The 22,661-nt window shown below is 44.7% G+C and carries 21 protein-coding genes; 12 read left to right on the top strand and 9 right to left on the bottom strand.

All coding sequences use genetic code 11. From position 1 onward, the window contains the following. Positions 1 to 570 precede the first annotated feature (570 nt). Together rne and VME0621_RS13985 are read left to right on the top strand one after the other, a co-directional pair. Positions 571 to 3,534 (top strand): ribonuclease E, encoded by a 2,964-nt coding sequence (gene rne / locus VME0621_RS13980; RefSeq protein WP_062460415.1) that lies wholly within the window; start codon positions 571 to 573, stop codon positions 3,532 to 3,534. Positions 3,535 to 3,861: 327 nt separating this feature from the next. Continuing rightward, positions 3,862 to 5,421, top strand: coding sequence for a SulP family inorganic anion transporter (locus tag VME0621_RS13985; protein ID WP_038229971.1), 1,560 nt, complete (start codon positions 3,862 to 3,864; stop codon positions 5,419 to 5,421). 38 nt (positions 5,422 to 5,459) lie between these two features. Here the strand turns inward: VME0621_RS13985 and VME0621_RS13990 are convergent, their stop codons facing one another. Continuing rightward, positions 5,460 to 5,744, bottom strand: a complete 285-nt coding sequence (locus VME0621_RS13990) for a YeaC family protein (RefSeq protein WP_038229970.1) — start codon at positions 5,742 to 5,744, stop codon at positions 5,460 to 5,462. 142 nt (positions 5,745 to 5,886) lie between these two features. Between VME0621_RS13990 and VME0621_RS13995 the strand changes: the two genes are divergently transcribed. Beyond that, the gene (locus VME0621_RS13995) at positions 5,887 to 6,702 is read left to right on the top strand and encodes a DUF2989 domain-containing protein (protein WP_062460384.1); all 816 of its coding nucleotides are present in this window, start codon (positions 5,887 to 5,889) and stop codon (positions 6,700 to 6,702) included. An 84-nt stretch (positions 6,703 to 6,786) separates the two neighbouring features. On the opposite strand, the gene msrB is transcribed toward VME0621_RS13995, so the two are convergent. After that, positions 6,787 to 7,188: a peptide-methionine (R)-S-oxide reductase MsrB gene (gene msrB, locus VME0621_RS14000; RefSeq protein WP_062460417.1), complete on the bottom strand. Its 402-nt coding sequence runs from the start codon at positions 7,186 to 7,188 to the stop codon at positions 6,787 to 6,789. Between the two features lie 362 nt (positions 7,189 to 7,550). Between msrB and gap the strand changes: the two genes are divergently transcribed. The 6 genes from gap (at position 7,551) to VME0621_RS14030 (ending at position 13,987) form a co-directional block, all read left to right on the top strand. Further along, positions 7,551 to 8,546, top strand: coding sequence for a type I glyceraldehyde-3-phosphate dehydrogenase (gene gap / locus VME0621_RS14005; protein WP_004748683.1), 996 nt, complete (start codon positions 7,551 to 7,553; stop codon positions 8,544 to 8,546). Positions 8,547 to 8,690: 144 nt separating this feature from the next. Further along, the gene (locus VME0621_RS14010) at positions 8,691 to 9,575 is read left to right on the top strand and encodes a D-hexose-6-phosphate mutarotase (protein ID WP_038229968.1); all 885 of its coding nucleotides are present in this window, start codon (positions 8,691 to 8,693) and stop codon (positions 9,573 to 9,575) included. Positions 9,576 to 9,645: 70 nt separating this feature from the next. Next, entirely contained in the window at positions 9,646 to 10,458 is an 813-nt protein-coding gene (rlmA, locus tag VME0621_RS14015) for a 23S rRNA (guanine(745)-N(1))-methyltransferase (RefSeq protein WP_062460386.1), read from the top strand. Positions 10,459 to 10,562: 104 nt separating this feature from the next. Continuing rightward, entirely contained in the window at positions 10,563 to 11,513 is a 951-nt protein-coding gene (locus VME0621_RS14020; protein ID WP_062460388.1) for a ChaN family lipoprotein, read from the top strand. Between the two features lie 142 nt (positions 11,514 to 11,655). Next, positions 11,656 to 12,021 carry a hypothetical protein gene (locus tag VME0621_RS14025; RefSeq protein WP_062460389.1) on the top strand — a complete coding sequence of 122 codons (366 nt, stop codon included), beginning with the start codon at positions 11,656 to 11,658 and terminating at the stop codon, positions 12,019 to 12,021. A 91-nt stretch (positions 12,022 to 12,112) separates the two neighbouring features. Next, positions 12,113 to 13,987, top strand: a complete 1,875-nt coding sequence (locus VME0621_RS14030) for a BCCT family transporter (protein WP_038229960.1) — start codon at positions 12,113 to 12,115, stop codon at positions 13,985 to 13,987. Between the two features lie 37 nt (positions 13,988 to 14,024). Here the strand turns inward: VME0621_RS14030 and VME0621_RS14035 are convergent, their stop codons facing one another. After that, positions 14,025 to 14,462 carry a YcgN family cysteine cluster protein gene (locus VME0621_RS14035; RefSeq protein ID WP_038229959.1) on the bottom strand — a complete coding sequence of 146 codons (438 nt, stop codon included), beginning with the start codon at positions 14,460 to 14,462 and terminating at the stop codon, positions 14,025 to 14,027. 159 nt (positions 14,463 to 14,621) lie between these two features. Between VME0621_RS14035 and VME0621_RS14040 the strand changes: the two genes are divergently transcribed. After that, positions 14,622 to 14,870 (top strand): YkgJ family cysteine cluster protein, encoded by a 249-nt coding sequence (locus VME0621_RS14040; protein WP_031493115.1) that lies wholly within the window; start codon positions 14,622 to 14,624, stop codon positions 14,868 to 14,870. A gap of 65 nt (positions 14,871 to 14,935) precedes the next feature. Continuing rightward, positions 14,936 to 15,643, top strand: coding sequence for an aquaporin Z (gene aqpZ / locus VME0621_RS14045; protein WP_338126414.1), 708 nt, complete (start codon positions 14,936 to 14,938; stop codon positions 15,641 to 15,643). A gap of 70 nt (positions 15,644 to 15,713) precedes the next feature. On the opposite strand, the gene recR is transcribed toward aqpZ, so the two are convergent. The 6 genes from recR to VME0621_RS14075 form a co-directional block, all read right to left on the bottom strand. Beyond that, on the bottom strand, positions 15,714 to 16,313 hold the full coding sequence (recR, locus tag VME0621_RS14050) for a recombination mediator RecR (RefSeq protein WP_038229955.1): 600 nt from the start codon (positions 16,311 to 16,313) through the stop codon (positions 15,714 to 15,716). 22 nt (positions 16,314 to 16,335) lie between these two features. Further along, positions 16,336 to 16,665 (bottom strand): YbaB/EbfC family nucleoid-associated protein, encoded by a 330-nt coding sequence (locus VME0621_RS14055; protein WP_006071316.1) that lies wholly within the window; start codon positions 16,663 to 16,665, stop codon positions 16,336 to 16,338. Positions 16,666 to 16,775: 110 nt separating this feature from the next. Continuing rightward, complete coding sequence (gene dnaX / locus VME0621_RS14060; protein ID WP_062460394.1) at positions 16,776 to 18,944, bottom strand: DNA polymerase III subunit gamma/tau; 2,169 nt, start codon at positions 18,942 to 18,944, stop codon at positions 16,776 to 16,778. A gap of 13 nt (positions 18,945 to 18,957) precedes the next feature. After that, a complete protein-coding gene (gene apt / locus VME0621_RS14065) occupies positions 18,958 to 19,503 on the bottom strand; it encodes an adenine phosphoribosyltransferase (protein ID WP_006071318.1) in 546 nt (181 codons plus the stop codon). Between the two features lie 133 nt (positions 19,504 to 19,636). Continuing rightward, positions 19,637 to 20,044 carry a YbaN family protein gene (locus VME0621_RS14070; RefSeq protein WP_256200720.1) on the bottom strand — a complete coding sequence of 136 codons (408 nt, stop codon included), beginning with the start codon at positions 20,042 to 20,044 and terminating at the stop codon, positions 19,637 to 19,639. A gap of 280 nt (positions 20,045 to 20,324) precedes the next feature. Further along, positions 20,325 to 21,428 (bottom strand): response regulator, encoded by a 1,104-nt coding sequence (locus VME0621_RS14075; protein ID WP_062460396.1) that lies wholly within the window; start codon positions 21,426 to 21,428, stop codon positions 20,325 to 20,327. A gap of 354 nt (positions 21,429 to 21,782) precedes the next feature. On the opposite strand from VME0621_RS14075, the gene VME0621_RS14085 reads away from it, so the two are divergent. Then, complete coding sequence (locus tag VME0621_RS14085; RefSeq protein ID WP_006071322.1) at positions 21,783 to 22,658, top strand: LysR family transcriptional regulator; 876 nt, start codon at positions 21,783 to 21,785, stop codon at positions 22,656 to 22,658. The last annotated feature ends 3 nt before the right edge of the window (positions 22,659 to 22,661 follow it).

Here is a 22,661-nt window from a genome sequence, read left to right on the forward strand (position 1 = left end):
GGTAATTTTGTCGATGAGATAGTGGAAAAACCATCAACAACGCACTCTTAGCCATTGGCTGAACAAGCTGTGGATAGAAATCAACCAGTTTGAACCAGCTTTTACACGCCCTGAGATATTATTGCTTAAAATCAGCACATTAAACGTACATTGCCTAGGTATAATCAGAATTTTTTCTGTGGTTTATACTAAAGCTGATTGCTGATAATTCGCTGCGCTGCTATAGTTCACAGCTGCAATAGGTAATAAAAATCGATTTATGATTTGTCGATATTATCTTTGAGCAATTTTAACTATGAGTAGAACGCTTAGTTTTGAGACGCAGCAACTGGCATAAGACGTTGATCGCTAAGACTTCCTTGTCACCTACTCACGTAATCGTGTTGAGTATCACCGCCACATATGCGGAGCACACAGCGAAAGTTCTGTGTGAAGACTGTAGTGCCCAAGAGCATCCCTTCCAGCCGGGAGGCTGCATTTTACAAAGCCATGGGATCCGGCACCACGACTTACGAAAACTGTGACAAGAGCAATGATGAAAACAAAGAAAATACAACGAGAATTTCTGTAATGAAAAGAATGTTAATCAACGCAACTCAAAAAGAAGAGTTGCGTGTCGCTTTGGTCGATGGCCAGCGACTATTCGATCTTGATATCGAAAGTCCAGGTCACGAATCTAAAAAAGCGAATATCTACAAAGGACGTATCACTCGAGTTGAGCCTAGCCTAGAGGCCGCTTTTGTTGACTACGGTGCCGAACGCCACGGTTTCCTCCCTCTCAAAGAAATTGCACGCGAATACTTCCCTGAAGGCTACACCTACCAAGGTCGCCCAAGCATCAAAGATGTCTTGAGTGAAGGCCAAGAAGTGATCGTGCAAGTTGAGAAAGAAGAACGCGGTAGCAAAGGTGCTGCATTGACAACCTTCATCTCTCTAGCAGGTAGCTACTTAGTACTAATGCCTAACAACCCTCGCGCTGGCGGTATTTCTCGTCGCATTGAAGGTGAAGAGCGTACAGAACTAAAAGCCGCCTTGAGCACTCTAGAACTACCACAAGGTATGGGCCTAATCGTTCGTACCGCGGGCGTAGGCAAAAGTGCCGAAGAGCTTGAGTGGGATTTGCGTTTCCTCCTAAACAACTGGGAAAACATTAAGGGTGCAGCAGACCAAAACCCTGCTCCGTTCTTAATCCATCAAGAAAGTAACGTTATCGTTCGTGCACTTCGTGACTACCTACGTCGCGATATCGGCGAGATCTTGATTGATAGCAACACCATCTACGAGCGTGCTCGCCAGCACATTCAATTGGTTCGACCAGACTTTGTGAACCGAGTGAAAAAATACGAAGGTGAAGTACCGCTATTTAGTCACTATCAGATTGAAAGCCAGATCGAGTCAGCGTTCCAGCGTGAAGTGAGGCTTCCATCTGGTGGTTCTATTGTTATTGACCCAACTGAGGCACTTACGTCTATCGATATCAACTCTGCCCGCGCTACCAAAGGCAGCGATATCGAAGAAACTGCACTGAATACTAACCTTGAAGCAGCAGATGAAATTGCTCGTCAGCTACGTCTTCGCGACCTAGGTGGCTTAGTTGTTATCGACTTTATTGATATGACACCTGTACGTCACCAACGTGAGGTTGAGAACCGTCTGCGCGAGGCAGTACGAATTGATCGTGCCCGTGTTCAAATAGGTCGTATTTCTCGTTTTGGTCTACTAGAAATGTCTCGTCAACGCTTGAGCCCATCTTTGGCTGAAGCAAGTCATCACATTTGCCCGCGTTGTACTGGTACTGGTGTGGTACGTGATAACGAGTCATTAGCGCTATCAGTACTTCGTCTCATCGAAGAAGAAGCCTTGAAAGACAACACGTCTCAAGCTCTTGCCATCGTGCCAGTGCCAATTGCTTCTTACCTACTAAACGAAAAGCGTCGCTCCATTAACCACATTGAGCGCGTACAAGACGTTAAGATCACTATTGTTCCTGATTCTGATATGGAAACGCCTCATTTTGAGGTAATTCGTGTTCGTGAAGGTGAGGAACAAGACCTGTTGTCATACTTGCTACCTAAAAAGCTAGAAGCACTCAAAGAGGCTGAAGCCAAGGAAGCCGAAGTCGAAGCTAAGCCGCGTAAGATTGAGCAACCTGCACTGCAAGGTTTTGCGACACCTACTCAAAACGCCCCGACTCCAGCGCCTAAGCCAAGTAAGCCAGCTAAGGTAGAAGTGAAGAAAGAAGAGAAGCAGCCTGGTCTGATGTCTCGCATCCTTTCTGCTATTGGTTCACTTTTCTCTTCAAATGAAGAGCCTAAGAAAGAACCAGAGAAGCAAGAAGAAGCACCTAAGAATCGCAACGGCAGACAGCGTCGTAATCGAAACAACGATCAACGTCGCCGTAATAGTAAAGATTCTCGCGATAATGATCGTAACAAGAATCGCCGTAACAAACCTGCTCGTGACGAAGAGAAAGAGTCTAACGACAATGCTCAAGAGTCACGCAAACAGCAAAATCGTCGCGGTAAGCAGCAAGATCGTCGTAATAAAAAGCGCGATGAAGCAGCCGGCAAATCAAAAGTAGAAGAGCAAGGTCAACAAATCGCAGCTGATGTTCAAGCTGAGAAAAAAGCACCTCGTTCTGAAGAAAAAGCGGCGAAAGTTAAAGAGCGCCGTCAGCGTCGTAAGCTTTCTAAGCAAGTGCGCGTAAAAGATCAAAAAGCACAACAAGAAGAGCAAGCGACTCAGGTTGCGTCTGTTGAGACAGCTCAAACTGCGGTAGAAAAGCCTCAAGCACCTGAAGCGGCAACAGAAGCTCCAGCGAAAGAGGAAGGCAAACAACGTCGTAACCGTCGCTCTCCTCGTCACTTACGTGCAAGTGGTCAACGTCGTCGTCGTGGTCGTGATCGTCGCCCTAACCCATTCCGCCTACGTAAGGGTGGTGTAGCTTCTCCTGAAATGGCGATGGGTAAAGTAATGCCGAGCTATGGCATTGTGAAACCTAAGGCGAAAGCGAAACCTGAAGCGGAAGTTAAAGAGCTAGTCACAACCACAGGTGTTGCTATGCCTGAGATGGCAATGGGTAAGGTTATCGTAATGCGTAAGCCTGAAGCTATTGAAGCACCTGTTGTAACAGAACCAAAAGCTGAGCAAACGGTCGTTGAAGCAGTAGTTGAACCAGTTCAAGTTGTTGCTGAACCAGTTGCAGAAGCTGCACCAGCAATCGTTGAGCCTGCTACAGAAGCTGTTGTTGAAACCGAACCTATGGTTGAAGTCTCGGTAGCTGAAAATGCAGTGGTTGAAGAGCAACCTACTATCGTGGAACCTACTCCAGTAAGCCTTGTTGCAGAGAAAGCAGTTGTTAGCTTCAAGGGCCACGCGAGTGCACCAATGGCTAAAGCTGAGGGCAAGCAAGAACTTGGTGAAATTATCATCAACGCAGCACCTATTAAAGCTGAGCGTTACCAACAGAAGGGTGCAGGTAGCCAAGTAGCAACTGACTCTGCGTCAGCAGTAATGACAAAACCTACCTACTAATACGTAGAAAGGAAAACTTTAAAAGGCTGCGAATATCGCAGCCTTTTTTATTATTCGGGAAACGTTGGCGAAAATCGTAGGCATAAAGATGCCACTTAGCATCGAAACACTTTCTTTCAATATTGAAGTTTTGTTCACATTTCGGTAGCATGCCGAGCTTTGATTATTTCATCAACAATGCGCCATATCTATGTCATATAGAAAATGGATAATGACGACGAATCATTTTCACCTATGCTATTCATATAGTAATTCTACACTTTGAACGTCTCAATTTGCGCTGGATGAAATCCATATAAATCCAACAACATAAGTAAGCACAATTACATGTTTGAATTTCCACAGTTTTCCAAGCACTCGGTAAAAAACGATGTTCTATCCGGCCTTACCGTTGCATTGGCATTAGTGCCAGAAGCGGTTGCTTTTGCGTTCGTTGCCGGTGTTGACCCAATGGTTGGCCTATACGCCGCCTTTATCGTCGGTTTAGTCACTTCTATCTTCGGTGGCCGTCCGGGCATGATCTCTGGCGCTACAGGCGCAATGGCTGTAGTAATGGTCAGTCTAGTAGCGACTCACGGAGTACAATATCTCTTTGCCGCTATTATGCTTGCAGGCCTACTACAAATCAGTGCAGGTTTATTTAAATTGGGGAAATTCATTCGCATGGTACCCCACCCTGTTATGATCGGCTTCGTTAACGGCCTTGCGATCGTTATCTTCTTGGCACAGCTTGGACAATTTAAAGCTCCTGACCTTTCAGGTGCCTTAACTTGGCTACCTCAAGATCAAATGATGCTGATGCTTGGATTAGTCGCGTTGACTATGGGGATTATTCACTTTCTACCTAAACTAACTACCGCTGTTCCATCATCGTTAGTTGCTATCGTGACTGTTACCTTATTGGTTCAGGGTCTTGGTTTGGATACACGCACCGTTGTCGATTTTCTGCGTTCTATGTCAGGTGATATGAACGCAACGTTGGCGGGCTCTCTTCCAGAGTTCTCCATCCCAGCGGTTCCATTGACGCTTGAAACCCTACAGATCATTCTGCCATACGCTATTATTTTGGCGGCAATCGGCTTAATCGAGTCACTATTAACACTGACCGTGCTTGATGAAATGACCAATACACGTGGTCAATCTAACCGTGAATGTGTAGGTCAGGGTCTAGCAAACGTAACCTGTTCGGTGTTTGGCGCGATGGGTGGTTGTGCCATGATCGGTCAGTCAATGATCAACGTGAACTCTGGTGGTCGTGGCCGCTTGTCAGGTATCGTTGCAGCCGTTGCACTACTAATGTTTATTCTTTTTGCAGCTGCACTTATCGAAATGATTCCGTTAGCCGCACTAGTAGGCGTAATGTTTATGGTTGTGATTGGGACGTTCGAATGGGCGACCTTTAAGCTTGCGCGCCGTGTACCTAAACAAGATTTCTTTGTTATTGTGCTGGTTACGGTAGTTACCGTTCTTACTGACCTTGCCGTAGCGGTTGCTGTGGGTGTTGTTGTCTCTGCGCTTATGTTCGCTTGGGAACACGCGAAACACATCTACGCGAGTAGCAGCGTCAATGCTGAAGGCTCTAAAGAGTACCAAATTAACGGACCTATCTTCTTCGGCTCTGCAGCGAACTTCCTAGAGTTGTTTGACGCTAAGAACGACCCAGCAGATGTCATCGTTGATTTTGCTAACTCGCGTGTTACAGACCACTCAGCTATTGAAGCTATTGAGACGTTAGCGGAACGTTATGCAGCAGTGGGTAAAACGCTTCACTTGAGACACTTAAGTCCAGACTGCCGCGCACTGTTACAAAAGGCGGGCAGCTTAGTCGAGATCAATGTGAAAGAAGATCCGAGCTACAAAGTTGCAACTGATGTACTTGCTGGATAACAGAAAGCAAAATAAAAAAGGGGCTCATCGCCCCTTTTTTATTCATTACTCACTTTAACTCTCATTATGTCTTGCTGTTCTGCACCGAACTGTTTTTTTAGCTCTGCTTTGCTTTTAAAGCTAATTTCGCCCCCTGCGGCGACCGACATATGCTGAGGGTCTACGTTATGCTTCGATTGATAAAGCATTACCGCTTGCATACAAGAGTCTCTTTGGTCTTGAGATAATCTACTACCTTCTGGCCAGCGACCAGTTTCAGTGGCATACAGAAGTCTCTCATAAACATCCGGAGTCATGGCTTCTAAGAGTTGTTCTACGTCCATACTGAACCTTCTTTTTGCTTGAACTTTCAGACCCGCTAAATTTCGGTTCTGAGAGGTTAATTCGTTACTCGAACCATAACGTGATGATACACTGAGTCAAGTTGAGTACGACAAATCAGTGTAATTGATCACAAGTAGTAGAATGAAATTACCTTATCTCCTATCCGCCTTAGTAGCCACTTCACTTTTATCCGGCTGTTTTGAAACTCGCAAGAACACAGATCAGCTCTGCGAAAACGAGCCCAGTTTGAACTGTTCTTCATTAAATATAAACGATGGTCAATGCCGAATCGCGAGAACAGACCTTATTTGGCATCGTTATGAGATGCTTGACAGCCCTAGTGAAAATAATCAAATCAAGGACTATCACCTGCTCAAGGAATATCGAAAGTGTCTAGAGTTAGCGTCACAAATTCAGCCAATTGAACAGGCCGACCTCAAGGCAAAAAGATTTAACGCCCTGATGTATTCGATAGAAGAACAAGAACGAATCACACGAGATTTAGCGAGTTCAACTTCGCCCGAAACACTCTATTTTCTTTGGAGCGAAACGGGAAGCCAAGCAGCAAAACGTCGCTTTTTAGCCATGGAAAATACCGGTGTACTTGACACCTCTTCCATGCAATATGCTCTCGCCACCTATTATATTTCACGAGATAAGCAAAAAACCTATCAACTATTAAATCGCTCTCTAGAGCTTTCGGCAGGTGGAAAACACGTCAACAAAGAAGTGATTAAGTCTTTAGCAAGCGTGACTCAAAACCTAGACCTCCCAAAGCAATCCTATCTTTGGGCAATGGTTGGCAAAGAGTTTGACATCCCCATCGCTTCAGACAACGAACTCAGATTGCTTTTTGGGTTAACGGAAGAAGACTATCGCTCTCTCAACGAGCAGGCAAAAACTGTCGCGAAAGCCATTGATAACGGAAGCTATACGAGAGACTTGGTGCTTCAGTAGTTTACTAAATTATTGGAAATAAAAACGGGCTCCACAATGGCGCCCGTTTTTTATCTCTACAAAATGAAAGAATGGTACATAGAATCAGTCAGATACATCACTACTTTCACTTTTGTTGAAAATTAACGACACTGAATTGACACAGTACCTTTGCCCCGTTGTTTTAGGACCATCTTCAAAAACATGCCCTAAATGGCTATCACATGCCTTACATCTAATCTCGATTCGCTGCATACCATGACTTAGATCTTCTAAAAATCGAATGGCTTCTTGATCGACCGGTGCATCAAAACTAGGCCAGCCACAGCCTGAATCATACTTGCTTTCAGAATGAAAAAGTGGCGCTTCACAGCAAGTACAATGGTATAAGCCAGTAACACGGTTGTGTAGTAGAGTACCACTAAAAGGTGCTTCAGTACCCTGCTGTCGGCACACACGGTACTGTTCATCATTCAGGGTCTCACGCCAGTAATCATCGGGCTTCATCGCGTTTTTATTTTCACCACTCACGACCTTTACACTCCCTTTTTTATTGTCTACATTTTATACACACTATATATCATACGTATAGCAAACTTGGTTGTAGCACATTGTTGTCAATTTCCAACCAAGCTGTATCAGTTATGTTAACTTACCTTGCTTACAAGGTTAAATACATAACTAAAACTATTACAGAGTCTCTGTCAAAGTTCAAAAAAACGTCATTTAATACCGAATGTTAAGAAAAGCGACACTTTTTTTTGACTTTAAACAAATTAATTCCGATTATCTATTGAAGTTAGTGACTGGATTCTGTAATTTTACTACCAGTTATCTTTAAACAGAAATTAAGTTGTGGAGCAACTATAATGACTATCAAAGTAGGTATTAACGGTTTTGGCCGTATCGGTCGTTTCGTATTTCGTGCAGCGCAAGAGCGCAACGACATCGAAGTAGTAGGTATCAACGATCTAATCGACGTTGAGTACATGGCATACATGCTTAAGTACGATTCAACTCACGGCCGTTTCAACGGTACTGTTGAAGTTGAAGGCGGTAACCTAATCGTTAACGGCAAAACTGTACGTGTAACTGCAGAGCGCAACCCAGAAGATCTAAAATGGGATGCTATCGATGTTGACGTAGTAGCAGAAGCAACTGGTCTTTTCCTAACTGACGAGACTGCACGTAAGCACATCACTGCTGGCGCGAAGAAAGTTGTTCTAACTGGTCCTTCTAAAGACGCTACTCCAATGTTCGTAATGGGCGTTAACCAAGACACTTACGCTGGTCAAGATATCGTTTCTAACGCTTCTTGTACTACTAACTGTCTAGCGCCTATCGCTAAAGTTCTTAACGACGAGTTCGGTATCGAATCTGGTCTTATGACTACAGTTCACGCTACTACAGCTACTCAAAAAACTGTAGACGGTCCTTCTGCTAAAGACTGGCGCGGTGGTCGTGGTGCTTCTCAGAACATCATCCCATCTTCAACTGGTGCTGCTAAAGCTGTAGGCGTTGTTCTTCCAGAACTAAACGGCAAACTAACTGGTATGGCTTTCCGCGTACCAACTGCTAACGTTTCTGTAGTTGACCTAACTGTTAACCTTAAGAACGGTGCATCTTACGAAGCTATCTGTGCAGCTATGAAAGCAGCATCTGAAGGCGCTCTTAAAGGTGTTCTAGGTTACACTGAAGACCAAGTTGTTTCTCAAGACTTCATCGGTGAAGTTCAAACTTCAGTATTCGATGCTAAAGCTGGTATCGCTCTAACTGACAACTTCGTTAAAGTTGTATCTTGGTACGACAACGAAATCGGTTACTCAAACAAAGTTCTAGACCTAATCGCTCACATCTCTAAGTAATGTAAGCTTTTAGCTGAATATTTGTATTAAGGCGACTCATTGGGTCGCCTTTTTTGTATCTGTTTCTGGGTTCAATATCACCTGGGAATGTCAAACATTACCCTCCCCTAGGAACCAGAAACTCTCACCTAGGAGTTACAATCTATGGACTTGTCTACGCTACCAGCTTTAACTGTACTTTCTGACTGCGTAACGACTGCTAAGCTAGGCGACAATACGATCGTTCGCATCAACCACCCTAAGGCAACTGCTGCGATTTCCCTTCATGGTGGTCATATCATCTCGTTTAAGCCCTCCAATCAAGAAGAGTTGATTTGGATGAGCAAAGACGCAGTCTACGATAACAAAGCTGCACTACGAGGTGGTATCCCTATTTGCTGGCCCTGGTTTGGTCGCGTTGCCGCCCCTGCTCATGGCTTTGCGCGCAACAGCGCTTGGACGCTAATCGAGCACCGTGAAAGCGACGCTGGTGTTATTGTAAGCTTGGGGTTATCTGACAATGACCAAACTCGCGAAATTTGGCCACACAGCTTCCAACTCGTTTTAAACGTAGAAGTATCTGAAACACTCACTGCTACTCTCAATGTTACCAACACCGACTCAGCTGCATGGAAGTTCTCAGGTGCACTGCATACTTACCTAAACATCGGTGACATTCATAACATGGAAGTAACCGGGATGGGTCCAACTTATATTGACGGCCTACAAGAAGGTAAAGTGTGTCAAGGCGGCGAAATCCTGTCTCTAACCGACACTATCGATCGTGTTTACACCGAGCCAAGCAAAGAAATTGTGCTTCACGATAATGCATTCAATCGACAACTCTCCATCGTTAATGACGGTGACAATTCTGCAGTCCTTTGGAATCCTTGGGAAGCAGGCGCGAAGTCAATGGGCGACATGAACGATGATGGCTACTTAACTATGTTCTGTATAGAGTCGACATTACACGCTAAGACACTAGAAGCGGGGCAAGAACTTAATCCTGGTGACACTTACCAGCTCGCAACTACTCTTTCGGTAAAGTAAATCGCCCGAGCTAATTGCTTCCAACCCATGATATGGTTAGACTTACGAAAATTTTCGTCGAGTCTAACCTATGTCCTATCAATGCCCGCTCTGTCATCAATCGTTGTCCCTCAATGAGCGTAGTTTTCGCTGTGAAAACAACCACCAGTTCGACTTGGCAAAAGAAGGTTATGTCAATCTCATGCCTGTGCAACACAAGCGCTCAAAAGATCCTGGCGACAATAAAGAAATGATGCAGGCACGACGTACTTTTCTAGAGCACGACCTATACGCACCTATGCGTCAACAAGTTGCGGAGACTCTAGCCAATCTCTTAAACCAAGGCACGGTTCTCGATATCGGCTGTGGAGAAGGTTATTACACTAGCTTTTTTCAGCACTACCTAGCAGAAAGGAACAAAAAGTTAGATTTTCATGGACTGGATATTTCCAAAGTGGCGGTTCGATACGGCGCAAAACGCTATCCAAACGTCAACTTTTGTGTTGCCTCAAGTCATAAGCTGCCCTTCTCTGAAAACAGTCTAGCTGCGGTGGTTCGAATTTACGCACCTTGTAAACACGATGAGTTACTTCGATGTATTGAAGATCAAGGTATCATGCTGACCGTAACGCCAGGTAGTCACCATCTATATGAACTTAGGGCGTTGATCTATCAAGATGTTCGTTTACATGATGAAACGGCCGAGCAAATTGAAGGCTTCGAACTTTTGTCTGAATCTAAACTAGACTATGAAATGAACCTTAGTGGACAACAAGCGTATGACTTGTTGCAAATGACACCATTTGCTTGGAAAGCGACAGACGAAGTAAGGTCGAACCTCAAGTCACAACAAGAGTTTCAATGTAACGCCGACTTCTTGATTCGAGCCTACCGTAAAATGTAATGAGATTTATTTTCAATTAGATTGAGTCCACGTTCAATCTCTATTACCATTACGGTTCCAAGATAGCCTTCCGATGAAGGCTATTTTTATAGAGAGAACAGACTATGAAAGCATTACCCATTCTCATATCACTCGCCCTTCTATCGGGTTGCACCACGACAAAAAACTCACCTGAATACCCAGCTACAAAACCGGAAAGTATCACTTCATTTTACGATTACCAATTGGCCAGCCCTACTGGTGAATCAATCAGCCTGAGCGCTTTACCGGAGGCGATATTGGATGCCAATGTTATCCTAGTCGGGGAATGGCATACCCATGCGGGCATTCACCGATTTCAAACCGATCTTCTGAAAGAACTCATCAACAACAATCCGGACACCGCGCTTTCTATGGAACAGTTTACCCGTGACAAACAGCCTGTGGTTGATGACTATCTCGCTTCACAAATTGGTGAGCAGATCTTAATTAAACAAGGAGGAGCTTGGCCAAATTACGAAAGCGACTACCGCCCACTCGTTGAATTAGCCAAGGATTCAGATATCGACATCATTGCCAGCAACGCACCAAAATCAATCGTCCGCTGTATTGGGCGTCAAGGGGTTGGCTACTTAGATAAACTGGATGAACAAGAACGTTCTTTAGTCGCAGCAACGATAGACACGTCAAGTTCACCATACAAAGAAAAATTCATGTCCTCTATGCATCACGGTGACATTGAACAAACGAAGAAACAATATGCTGCTCAACTCGCCTGGGATGCGACTATGGCAGAAAGTATTGTTAACTATATGGCAGCACATCCTAACTCTCAGGTCATGCACATCGCAGGTAAATTTCATACCGAGCAAGCATTAGGAACCGCTGCGCAGATCCAGCAATTGAACCCTGACTTGAGTATCGTCGTGATTACGCCAGTGAATGACATTGCTAGTGCGAGCGATGACTACCAATTGGAAGTACTACCACCACCAGAACGTTACGTTAAAAACGAGAACCGAATGAAGGCGTATAAGAGCTTAAAAATACGTAACGACTCACTGGTTTGTAAATAACTCATCAACACAAGTTATGATTGGCGCACAAATTGCTTAGTCCATGTCAATAGCATCGATCAATCTCTCATTTATAGAAGCTTTTATAAAGTTTTTGCCACATTTGACGATGTATTGATTGATAGCGCTAATGGAGATAGTTATGCAAAGCGTCAATTCAAACCTATTGAGCCAGACAAACGCACCTGTTGCGACGGCCGCTAAGACAGTAGCAGAAGGTGCCACTGCTAACGGCAACACTTTGCCTACAGGCAACGGAGATAGTGTATCCATCTCACCTCAAGCTAAAGCAATGCTTGAAAAGGAAGTGAGCGAAGGCGCTACTAAAGAGAATATCTCAAAAGGCGATAACGATAGCGTAGGTAAGTCGGTCACCTCCTTTGCTCACGGTGCGTTAGGTATGGACCATCCAGATGACTTAGAGAAACAAGAAGATAGTTCCTACTCTGCCGGTCAGTATGTCTCCGCAGCTGTGACCATTGGTGCTTTGATATTGGCTTTGGCTTAACATCATTTATCCTAACGACAAATAATCCTGTTTGAGGTGGAAACCACATTCACTTGATAATCGATCATCTTTAACTGCATGATCAATATTTATGAATCGACACTTCAAGCTGATTGATAAGCCAACTTTCTTTGGCGCAATCACATTGCTCCTGAGCGTTATCATTCCCCTGATAATGTTCCCTGAACAAGGTGCAAAAATCATCGGGCAAGCTAAGCTAATTATGACCGATAAGTTTGGCTTCCTGTATCTAGCCCTTGGCCTCGCTGCCCTCTTTTTTATGATATTCATCATTTTTAGCGATATCGGCCAAATTAAACTAGGCGAACCTGACGAGGCACCAGAATTTGCAACATCTTCTTGGGCTGCAATGCTGTTTTGCGGCGGTATCGGTGCCAGTATTCTCTACTGGGGCTGCATTGAGTGGGCTTATTATTATCAAGCGCCACCATTTCAACTAGAAGCGGGAAGTGAAGAAGCGGTTCGCTGGGCGGCAACATATGGTATTTTCCACTGGGGACCTATTGCATGGGCCATCTATCTGATCCCTGCGTTACCGATCGCTTATTTTTTCTATGTACGTAAGCAACCTGCACTGAAAGTATCCAGCGCATTGATTCCTGTCATCGGCGAGAAACACACCAATGGTGCACTCGGTAAACTGATTGATGTGCTTTTCATCTTTGGCCTATTAGGTGGTGCGGCGACGACATTAGGACTTGCAGCCCCGCTTATCAGCGAGGGCTTGAGTGTCTTATTCGGGCTACCGCAAAACACCTATTCACAAATTGGCGTATTAGCTATCTGTACCGCAATTTTCGCCTACTCTTCGTTTGCGGGGATGGAAAAAGGCATTAAGATCCTCAGTAACATCAACTTCTGGGGTGCAATGCTGCTTCTTGCTCTAGTGTTGGTTTTAGGCCCAACTATTTTTATTCTGGAGACGGGTCTAGATTCCATCGGTCGAATGATGTCTAACTTCTTTGTGATGGCGACATGGGCGGAACCATTTGGTGGCTACGGCACATTTGACAACACTCACTTCCCACAAGATTGGACTATTTTCTACTGGGCATGGTGGTTAGTGTTCGCGCCAAGTATGGGCTTGTTTGTTGCACGCATTTCCCGCGGTCGCACAATTAAACAGATGGTCGCAGGTTCATTGTTCTTTGGTTCATGTGGTTGCTTCCTATTTTTCATCATCTTAGGAAACTACGGTCTATCGCTACAATTATCTGGACAGCTTGATATTGTCGCAATTTTAAACGAGTTTGGTGCAACAAAAGCCATCTTCTCTATGTTGTCAGAGCTACCATTTGCTTGGTTTATCATTCTTTTGTTTACACTGCTGTGTATCATCTTTACAGCAACAACATTCGACTCGATCTCCTACATCTTGGCGTCTGTGGTTCAAAAAGACGTAACGCAGGAGCCAATGCGCTGGAACCGCTTATTTTGGGCTTTCACTTTGAGCTTTATGCCTGCTGTTCTCATGTTCTTAGGTGGTTTGAGCACACTACAAACTGCAGCAATCGTCGGCGGCCTGCCTCTACTCGGTATTGCAGTTATGTTGATGATCTCAGCGGTAAAAGCCACCACGTTGGATATTCGTCACCAAGAAGATTATGTAGAGCCAACCATTAACATTGAAGAACTGCCAGAGTTTGATCCTTGGTCAAATGAAGGGGTTGCACTAGCTAATTTTGAAAAGTGTCGTGACGCTGCGCAAATTGCCGCAGATGAAGAGCGAACTGCGCTGCATGCTCTGTTCAAAGTTAAGAAAAAGATTCGCGCTTATGCATTAGAGCATGCCGATGACACCAGTAAAGCGATCCCACAGGAATTGTTGGATGATTTAGAGGCGAAGCTTCAATTACTCACAGATGCTCAGAACGCGAAAGAGCAGTCCTCACAAGCTGCACAAGATGCGAGAATGAGGTTTACTGAGGTTTGTTCCGCAAGCTAATAACAACAAAAAAGCAGGCTCTAAGCCTGCTTTTTTGTTAACGATTCGGGTGATTGATGATGTGGTCTTCCCAGTCCACCACGTCAATTTCATACACGACTTTATTGCGAACACTTTCCCCTGCCGCGTGCATAGCGGACTTAGAGCCTGTGATCAATGGGTGCCATTCTGGAAGGGGTTTTCCTTCTGATAAAACACGGTATGAACACGTTTCCGGGAGCCAATTAAACTCGTGGATTTTTTCACGGGTTAGCTTTAAACATTCTTCACCCGATTGGAATCGATTTGGATAATCCTTACACGAACAAGTTTTGCTGTTCAGCCAACTACAAGCCACATTAGTGTAATAGACCTCATCCGAGTCCTCATCCATAAGTTTGTGTAGGCAACACTTACCACAACCATCACACAATGATTCCCATTGCTGTTCACTCATTTGCTCTAATGGTGTTGTTTTCCAAAATGGACTGGTCATGTGGCATTACCTTCTAAATCTATGGAGGCGTTTTATACCGCTAGTCGATACAAACTGCAAGTACTCTGTTCGCTCTAGATGCTGTAGCTGTGATTCAATTATGTACAACACCTTTATTTTTGGTAAACTCAGCGCCCTTCAATTTTAAGGCTGCAAAAGATGGATTGTCGATTAGGTTGTGGGGCATGTTGTATCGCCCCAAGTATTTCTTCCCCTATTCCAGGAATGCCAAACGGCAAACCCAGCGGCGTTCGCTGCATACAACTTGATGAGCGCAATCTTTGTAAGTTGTTTGGTCAGCCAGAACGGCCAAAAGTGTGTCATGCTTTTAAAGCCTGTCCAGACGTGTGTGGTGATACTAATGCTAAAGCATTGGCAAACATCCTAGAGCTTGAACGAATTACCTAATATCTGCCCCCAAACTGGCAGTATCAAACCAGTAAGCTATGTTGTTAAGACGCACAACATTAAGAATGGTGTTTTTTATGAACAGATATTTGGCTGAGGTATTTGGTACATTTTGGCTAGTACTCGGAGGTTGCGGTTCCGCAGTATTAGCGGCAGCATTTCCAGATGTAGGTATTGGCTTATTAGGTGTGGCGTTTGCCTTTGGTTTGACTGTGCTCACAATGGCATTTGCTATTGGCCACATTTCTGGCTGCCATTTAAATCCAGCCGTTAGTATCGGCCTTTGGGCCGGTGGTCGCTTCGACGCCAAAGAGCTACTTCCCTATATTGTTGCTCAAGTCATCGGTGGCTTACTTGCCGGTGGCGTGCTCTATATTATAGCCTCCGGACAAGCCGGATTTGACGCAGTCGCGTCTGGCTTTGCCTCTAATGGTTATGGAGAACACTCCCCCGGGAAGTACTCGTTAACCGCGGCCTTGGTCTGCGAAGTCGTCATGACAGCAATGTTTTTACTGGTCATCATGGGAGCCACTGACAAAAGAGCACCTCAGGGCTTCGCCCCTATTGCAATTGGCTTGTGTTTGACTTTGATTCACCTAATCAGTATTCCAGTAACCAACACGTCAGTAAATCCAGCACGCAGCACAGGGGTCGCGCTTTACGTTGGCGATTGGGCTGTCGCACAATTGTGGTTGTTCTGGTTGGCACCTATTGTTGGCGCAATCATTGGGGCTTGGGTGTATCGCTCATTGCTAAACAGTGATAGCGACTAAAACTGATTTTTGAACACAAAAAAGGCGCTAAATGCGCCTTTTCACTATCAATCTTATTTAGCAATCTACTTTAGATTTTTTGTCTGCCCAACAGAGAGTGAGACAACGTCGTTCCATCGACTAGTTCTAACTCTCCGCCCACCGGAACGCCATGAGCGATACGACTTGCTGATACCTTGTGCTCATGACACAGTTCAGCAATGTAGTGCGCGGTTGCTTCACCTTCCACTGTTGGGTTAGTCGCTAAAATGACTTCACCGATGTCGCCTTGGCGCAGTCTATAATCGAGAACATCCAATCCAATATCGCTAGGACCGATGCCATCTAATGGCGACAAGTGTCCCATTAGCACAAAATAGCGACCCGAGAATTGCCCTGTAGCTTCTACAGCAGCAATATCAGCAGGACTCTCTACCACACAAAGTTGGCCATTCTCTTTACGCTTAGGATTGCTACAGATATGACAAACTTCTTCTTCGGTAAAGGTACGGCATTCCTGACAGTGACCAATTTCGGTCATCGCACTTGAAAGTGCATCCGCCAGCTGAAGGCCGCCTTTTCTATCGCGCTGTAACAAATGAAAGGCCATGCGTTGTGCTGACTTGGGGCCAACCCCAGGTAGACATCGCAAGGCCTCCATCAAATGCTCCAGCATATGGCTAGTACGCATTAATTGTTCTCTAATCCTTCAATTAGAAAGGCATTTTCATGCCTGGTGGTAGCTGCATTCCACCAGTTACTGAAGCCATTTTCTCTTTTTGAGTTTCCTCTACACGACGAGCAGCGTCATTGAACGCCGCTGCAATCAAGTCTTCTAGCATCTCTTTGTCGTCTTCCATAAGGCTTTCATCGATTTCAACACGACGAGTGCTGTGGCTACCTGTGATGGTTACTTTAACAAGGCCAGCACCAGACTCACCTGTTACTTCCATGTTAGCGATTTCTTCTTGAAGCTTTTGCATCTGCTCTTGCATTTGCTGGGCTTGCTTCATCAGGTTGCCCATACCACCTTTACCAAACATAGGGTTCTCTCGGTTTATTCATGTTTCAACTAATAACATGGGGACGCATTCATAGATTGCAACCCCGCTTCCTAGCTGTTTACCTCGAGCAAACAACCGGGAAAGTAACTTTATAAAGGTCGAATACTCTCTTCGTCTAGCTCTGCCGCAAACCTTGTAACAATAAACTGAATGTTAGGATCCGCTTGCAAGCTCTTGGCCGCATCAGAAAGCTTGCCTTGATATAACTGCTCACGAAGTTCGAGTGGTGTCGTCCCCTCCTCAGAGAGCTCTACCGACAAATGACACTCTTCTCCCAATAAGACATTAAGCCCTGCAAGTAGTTCTGACTGATTTTTGTCAGAATTTAGATGCGCATGCGTAGCACGCAGTCCCAGTTGAATGGATGAACCATCTTTTTTGAAGACTGAATTAAGCGCTAATTGTTGCACCAGTTTGCCAATATCAAGACGTTCAATCAGTTCAGCCCAAGTGTCTTGCTGAGCAGCTTCTTGCGTGAGTCGCTGCGCCATTTCTGGCGTTTTGATATGTTCAAGAGCCTTTTTAAGCGTAGACGGTTTGACGACTGGCTTCACTTCTTGAGCAACAACATTACCTGTTGGCCGCCATCGATAAGGCTCGTTATCTTTAACCTGCTCGGTATTTGATTTAGCGGCATCTAAACCATTTGACGCACTTGGCGTGCGACCTTGGGTTCTCTGAGCAACGCGCTCTAATACAGAGGCAGATTCAGATGACGCTTTAGGCTTTTTTACAGGAGAGTTTCCTGAATTCGCTTGACCTTGAGAAGCCGATTGTCGTTTCGAACGTAATTGATGACGCAATCCACCCGCAGGTCTTGCTGGCTCGCTGGCAGGTGCTGAACGCTGCACCTCACCGCGAACAGCATCATTAGTGGGCTGGATTTGCGCAGGAGATGTTTGCGAATTCTGCTCTTGACTTGATGGAGGTGCTTGCCATTCACTTTGCGCGCTTGGTCGATGTTCGGCCTGTACTGGCTGGTTACCCATCGGCATAGTTGAAGTATCAATATACGCTTCACGCGTACTATCAAACTGTGGCGTCGGTGTGGCATAAGTTTGAGCGTTCGTGTCACTCGACACCTGTTGTGTTGCCATGCTTTGTGAAGATGACAAGGCAGGCTTAGCCACTGCACTTTGATTCGCAACAGTGATTTCATTGGCGCTGAGCTGAGTGCTTGGTCTAAATGCCAACATACGCAGTAGCGTCATCTCAACGGCGACACGTTGCGATGGGGCGAAGGGCAGATCTTGTCGGCCTTTCAGAGCAATTTGATAGTACAGCTGTACATCAGTTGCTTGTAGTACACGCGCAAGGTGCTGAATTTTTTCGCTATCGGCAATTGCGGCATCGATACTAGATGGTAATGCCTGGGCCATCGCGATTCTATGTAGCTGCAATGCGAGCTCAGAAAGCAATGTATCCCAATCCACACCATTTTCCGCCAAGTGCTCAAGCTTAGTCATAACTTGATGTGCATCACCCGTAGTCAATGATTCCAGTATTTGAATCGCTTGAGCCGTATCTAGCGTACCCAACATCTGACTGACGACTGGTGTCGATACATTGCCATTTCCAAGCGCGATCGCTTGATCGGTCAAGCTCAATGCATCACGCATACTGCCGTCAGCAGCATGAGCAAGCAGAGCAAGCGCTCGGCTTTCAGACTGAACTTGTTCCTTCTCAAGAATATGATCTAGCTGTTGATGGATATTCTCGACAGTGATCGGCTTGAGGTGGAACTGCAAGCAGCGCGACAGAATGGTCATCGGCAGCTTTTGAGGATCCGTCGTCGCCAGTAAGAACTTCACATACTCTGGTGGCTCTTCAAGCGTTTTAAGCAACGCATTGAAGCTATGACGCGAAAGCATATGTACTTCATCGATCAGGTAAACCTTAAAGCGGTTTCTCGCTGGCTTATATTGAACGTTATCTAGAAGCTCGCGAGTATCTTCAACCTTTGTACGAGACGCCGCATCAATCTCAAGTAAGTCAACGCTTCGGCCTTCATCAATCTCGATACAAGTCGAACATGTACCACAAGGTGTCGAGGTGATGCCTGTTTCACAGTTTAAACCTTTTGCGAACAAGCGACCGATGGACGTCTTACCCACACCACGTGTTCCACTGAACAAATAAGCATGATGCAATCTGTTCTGGTCTAGTGCATTCTCAAGTGCAGTTAGGACATGGGTTTGTCCAACTACCTCTGAAAATTTTCTTGGTCGCCATTTCCTAGCTAACGCGAGATAACTCATCAAGGTGTCCTAATTAGTGACCTTCAAATTCACACAAGCTATATACTTCAATACCTAGTGCTTCTAAGCGCTTATCTCCACCAATTTCTGGCAGATTGATTACAAATGCAGCGTGAGATACTTCACCACCTAGTTGGCGAATAAGTTTCGTTGTAGCTTCAATCGTACCACCAGTTGCTAACAGGTCATCAACCATCAGTACTTTATCACCTTCCACAATCGCGTCTGTGTGGATTTCTAGAGTATCAGTGCCATATTCAAGTTCATATGATTGTGCGACAGTTTCACGTGGCAGCTTACCTGGCTTACGAACTGGAACAAATCCCAGACCTAGCTCAAGTGCTAGAGGTGCACCAAACAAAAAGCCACGAGCTTCAGTACCAACAATTTTAGTGAAGCCCTGATCTTTGTATTTGTCTACAAGCATCTCTATCGTTGCTTTGTAAGCTGCTGCGTCTTCCATAAGACTCGTTACATCACGAAATAGAATGCCTGGCTTTGGGTAATCTGGAATGCTTTTGATGCTTGCTTTGATCTGGGAGATTTTATCGATTGTCATAGTATTGGTCTCTGGAAAGGTCTTTATATGCCTGACGATCAGAGTACGCTGTCGCGAATAGTCACGAGTACGTTCATTCTGTAGGTATAAATTAAAACGCCCACATTAAGCGTGGGCACACAACCTTCACATGTTAGTGATTTTCATCGTGGTCGGCAACGGGCTGTTTCACAGGAATTCGCAAAAAGAAGGTAAAAACGCCGATAAACAGAATAAATAGCACAACTTTTAACCATGCTGGTTGGACAACCAATATGGAGATAGCAAAACTCAAAACAATGAAGATTGCGCCTTTGGTTCTGACCGAACGTTTAATGCAGCGATCGTTTTCCCAGTCAGAGATGATGAGACCAAGTTTACGATGAGAAAGTAACCAATCATGAAATTGAGGGCTACCACGAAAAAAACTTGCACTAGCAAGGAGTAGGAAAGGTGTGGTGGGTAGAAGCGGAAGTACGATGCCTACCACACCCAATATTACTGAAATAACGCCTAACGTATTCCAAAAGAAACGTTTAACTGGACTTATTGTATTGGTCAAAAACCCGCATATCCGTTCATAACTCTAATCCACGTCAGAGTAGCGGGAAGCGTTGGAATTAGCAATGCGGCAATGAAGCCTAAAAAGTAAAAAATGTTGTATGGTTCTTTGAATTCTGTATCAGACATGACTTTGCTCTTGGGTATAGTTGTTTTAGACATCAAAATGGGAAGCTTTCGCCTCCCATTTTTGTTAACACTTTGACTATATCTCAATTACATTCAATCAAAAACAGACTAACTGTGTGGTTATTTTTGAAGAGCGCTTCCGCTACGCTGTTTTAGCTCGGCAGAGCAAGTTTTACCTCCCAACTGAAGCTACTTGAACCGACTCGACTTAAGGACAACTTCCCCCCTTCTAAAACAGCAAGGTCTTTAGTCATAAAATTACTTAAACAGTTCTCACCCAAACGATTTGACCCAGAGATGTTGAAATGAGCTTGAGAATTCTCCCATCGACAATCCAATCCAGCCGGCAAGACAGATATGGTCCCCTCCGATAAGTCAATCACTCCAAACACAGCTTCGACAGGATATGCAGCGCACGAGCATTGCATGCCTTTTTCTATATTTCTCGCAAGATCTTTAAGGTCGACACTGTTGTGATGCAAACGGCGTACATAATCATCAAACAGTGTCCGTACCAACAACGTACTAGCCACGCCACCATGGTCACTTGATGAAGCATCGACCAGATAAAATGCCATTTGACCGCTCATAAGCCACGTGTAATCGAACACGAGAGGTAATGTGTTAGCCGATTGCAAAAGCCGGTAACTACTTCTCCACGCCCCTAACGCAGAATCTTTTTCAGGTAACAGTGCCGTAAGTAACTCTCTCGCTGCGTTAGGATTTTGCTGGAGATATTGTAGGTGCCAATGCAATTCTTGTTCTTCTTGCGAACCGTCTTCTTCTGACTCTTCAATACGAAACCATCGACTGACAAAGTCAGATTGTTCACAACTGCTTGAACTCTCTTCTAAGACGACATTAATAGATTCCGTAAGATGTTTATAATCACCAATAGGTTTGGTTAAGAAGTCTTTCACTCCCATACGTAACGCTTTAGCAACGTCCGCCATGTCACCCGTCGCCGAAATTACAATAACCGGTAGTGACGGGTACTCTACGCGCACCTCTTCGGTGAACTCCATGCCAGTAAGAAGTGGCATAGCTAAATCACAAAGCACTAAGTCCGGCTCAGTGATACTCAGTAGTTTTAAAGCCTCTAATCCATCCCCAGCTTCTGTTACTTGGTGGCCCGTTGCCTCAAGAAAGTTTCGGGTAACGGTTCGAAATACGGGATCATCATCAACAACCATAATCCGCGCACTGTGTTGCTGATGAGGTATAGCCACAGCAGCCTGACTGTCGGTATTAGACATAAAATTACGCCTCACAAAATTTATTGAGCTTGTTGTTATTATTTTTTGGTTTACATTAAACCTCGTACCGTAGGACACGTTACAATAATGCATTTATATGTATATGCAGGCAGCAGAACAAACTGCTCCTGAGTATTTTAACTGTAGGCAGAAATTCGTTTTTATACAAATGTACCCTTGGGAGAGTTTTTTTAATACAATAGCTAAAGTTGAAAAAATCAAACAACCCTTTGATATCAAGTTAGTTTGCTTGAGAGCACTTGTGTTATTTAGCAAAAACGCTTGAAATTAACCACGCCAGCTTGACAAGGTGTAAGCTATACTAAAAGCCAATTAATACAAATAGTTGAATATATGAAACTTGACGATTTAAATCTGTTCCGACTTGTTGTGGAAAATGGGAGTTATACAGCAACTTCTCGTAAGACAATGATCCCTGTTGCAACAATTACTCGACGTATACAGGCTCTAGAGGATTCTTTGAATCTTCGTTTACTGAATCGTCACGCGCGAAAACTGTCTTTAACTGAAGCGGGTGAACGCTTCTATAATGAGTGCTCTCCTCTTCTCCAGCGTCTTACTAGCACTACCGAAGATATCGCAGATGAATGCAAAGGTGCGTCTGGTAAACTAAAAATATCGTCACCTTCTAATTTGACTAAGCGCATGATGATGCCGATGTTCAACGACTTTATGTCTAAATACCCTGACATCAGCCTTGAGCTGACGATGAGCAATCATGCCGATCAACTAGACCCAACGGAATGGGACGTTATTTTCCGCGTCGGTCCTCAACGCGATTCAAGTTTAATCGCTCGTAAGATCAGTACAGTCAAAGATATCCTTGTTGCGCATCCTGACTATCTGTCATTAAACGGCGAGCCTAAGCATGCTGAAGAATTATCAACACACCGCCTATTAAAAGGCGCACCGTTAATTAAATGGCAACTGAAAAATACCAGTGGCGAGTCCATTATTAACAACACGAAAGGCCGTTTCGAAGCCAATAGCTTAAATGTGGTTCGCAGAGCATGTTCTGCGGGTTTGGGTATTACCTTGATGCCCGATGTCATGCTAAAAGAGTACATAAACAACGGCGAACTAGTTCGAGTGCTACCAGAGTGGAGTGCCAACCCTCGCGATATTTATATGCTTTATAACCATAAAGATCATCTTCCTGAAAAAGTCCGTCTGTTCATCGACTTTGTTATCGATTACTCACTTCATTGATCG

It is taken from the genome of Vibrio mediterranei, from assembly GCF_900088415.1.
In the GTDB taxonomy this organism is placed as follows: domain Bacteria; phylum Pseudomonadota; class Gammaproteobacteria; order Enterobacterales; family Vibrionaceae; genus Vibrio; species Vibrio mediterranei.

What these genes read in the sequence shown, in the direction of transcription:
- msrB (WP_062460417.1), bottom strand. Translation starts at nt 7,188, where the DNA reads ATGAAGCCCGATGATTACTGGCGTGAGACCCTGAATGATGAACAGTAC.
- dnaX (WP_062460394.1), bottom strand. Translation starts at nt 18,944, where the DNA reads ATGAGTTATCTCGCGTTAGCTAGGAAATGGCGACCAAGAAAATTTTCA.
- apt (WP_006071318.1), bottom strand. Translation starts at nt 19,503, where the DNA reads ATGACAATCGATAAAATCTCCCAGATCAAAGCAAGCATCAAAAGCATT.
- VME0621_RS14020 (WP_062460388.1), top strand. Translation starts at nt 10,563, where the DNA reads ATGAAAGCATTACCCATTCTCATATCACTCGCCCTTCTATCGGGTTGC.
- recR (WP_038229955.1), bottom strand. Translation starts at nt 16,313, where the DNA reads ATGCGTACTAGCCATATGCTGGAGCATTTGATGGAGGCCTTGCGATGT.
- VME0621_RS14030 (WP_038229960.1), top strand. Translation starts at nt 12,113, where the DNA reads ATGAATCGACACTTCAAGCTGATTGATAAGCCAACTTTCTTTGGCGCA.
- rne (WP_062460415.1), top strand. Translation starts at nt 571, where the DNA reads ATGAAAAGAATGTTAATCAACGCAACTCAAAAAGAAGAGTTGCGTGTC.
- VME0621_RS14025 (WP_062460389.1), top strand. Translation starts at nt 11,656, where the DNA reads ATGCAAAGCGTCAATTCAAACCTATTGAGCCAGACAAACGCACCTGTT.
- VME0621_RS14055 (WP_006071316.1), bottom strand. Translation starts at nt 16,665, where the DNA reads ATGTTTGGTAAAGGTGGTATGGGCAACCTGATGAAGCAAGCCCAGCAA.
- rlmA (WP_062460386.1), top strand. Translation starts at nt 9,646, where the DNA reads ATGTCCTATCAATGCCCGCTCTGTCATCAATCGTTGTCCCTCAATGAG.
- VME0621_RS14010 (WP_038229968.1), top strand. Translation starts at nt 8,691, where the DNA reads ATGGACTTGTCTACGCTACCAGCTTTAACTGTACTTTCTGACTGCGTA.
- VME0621_RS14075 (WP_062460396.1), bottom strand. Translation starts at nt 21,428, where the DNA reads ATGTCTAATACCGACAGTCAGGCTGCTGTGGCTATACCTCATCAGCAA.
- aqpZ (WP_338126414.1), top strand. Translation starts at nt 14,936, where the DNA reads ATGGTGTTTTTTATGAACAGATATTTGGCTGAGGTATTTGGTACATTT.
- gap (WP_004748683.1), top strand. Translation starts at nt 7,551, where the DNA reads ATGACTATCAAAGTAGGTATTAACGGTTTTGGCCGTATCGGTCGTTTC.
- VME0621_RS14035 (WP_038229959.1), bottom strand. Translation starts at nt 14,462, where the DNA reads ATGACCAGTCCATTTTGGAAAACAACACCATTAGAGCAAATGAGTGAA.
- VME0621_RS14040 (WP_031493115.1), top strand. Translation starts at nt 14,622, where the DNA reads ATGGATTGTCGATTAGGTTGTGGGGCATGTTGTATCGCCCCAAGTATT.
- VME0621_RS13990 (WP_038229970.1), bottom strand. Translation starts at nt 5,744, where the DNA reads ATGGACGTAGAACAACTCTTAGAAGCCATGACTCCGGATGTTTATGAG.
- VME0621_RS13995 (WP_062460384.1), top strand. Translation starts at nt 5,887, where the DNA reads ATGAAATTACCTTATCTCCTATCCGCCTTAGTAGCCACTTCACTTTTA.
- VME0621_RS14085 (WP_006071322.1), top strand. Translation starts at nt 21,783, where the DNA reads ATGAAACTTGACGATTTAAATCTGTTCCGACTTGTTGTGGAAAATGGG.
- VME0621_RS13985 (WP_038229971.1), top strand. Translation starts at nt 3,862, where the DNA reads ATGTTTGAATTTCCACAGTTTTCCAAGCACTCGGTAAAAAACGATGTT.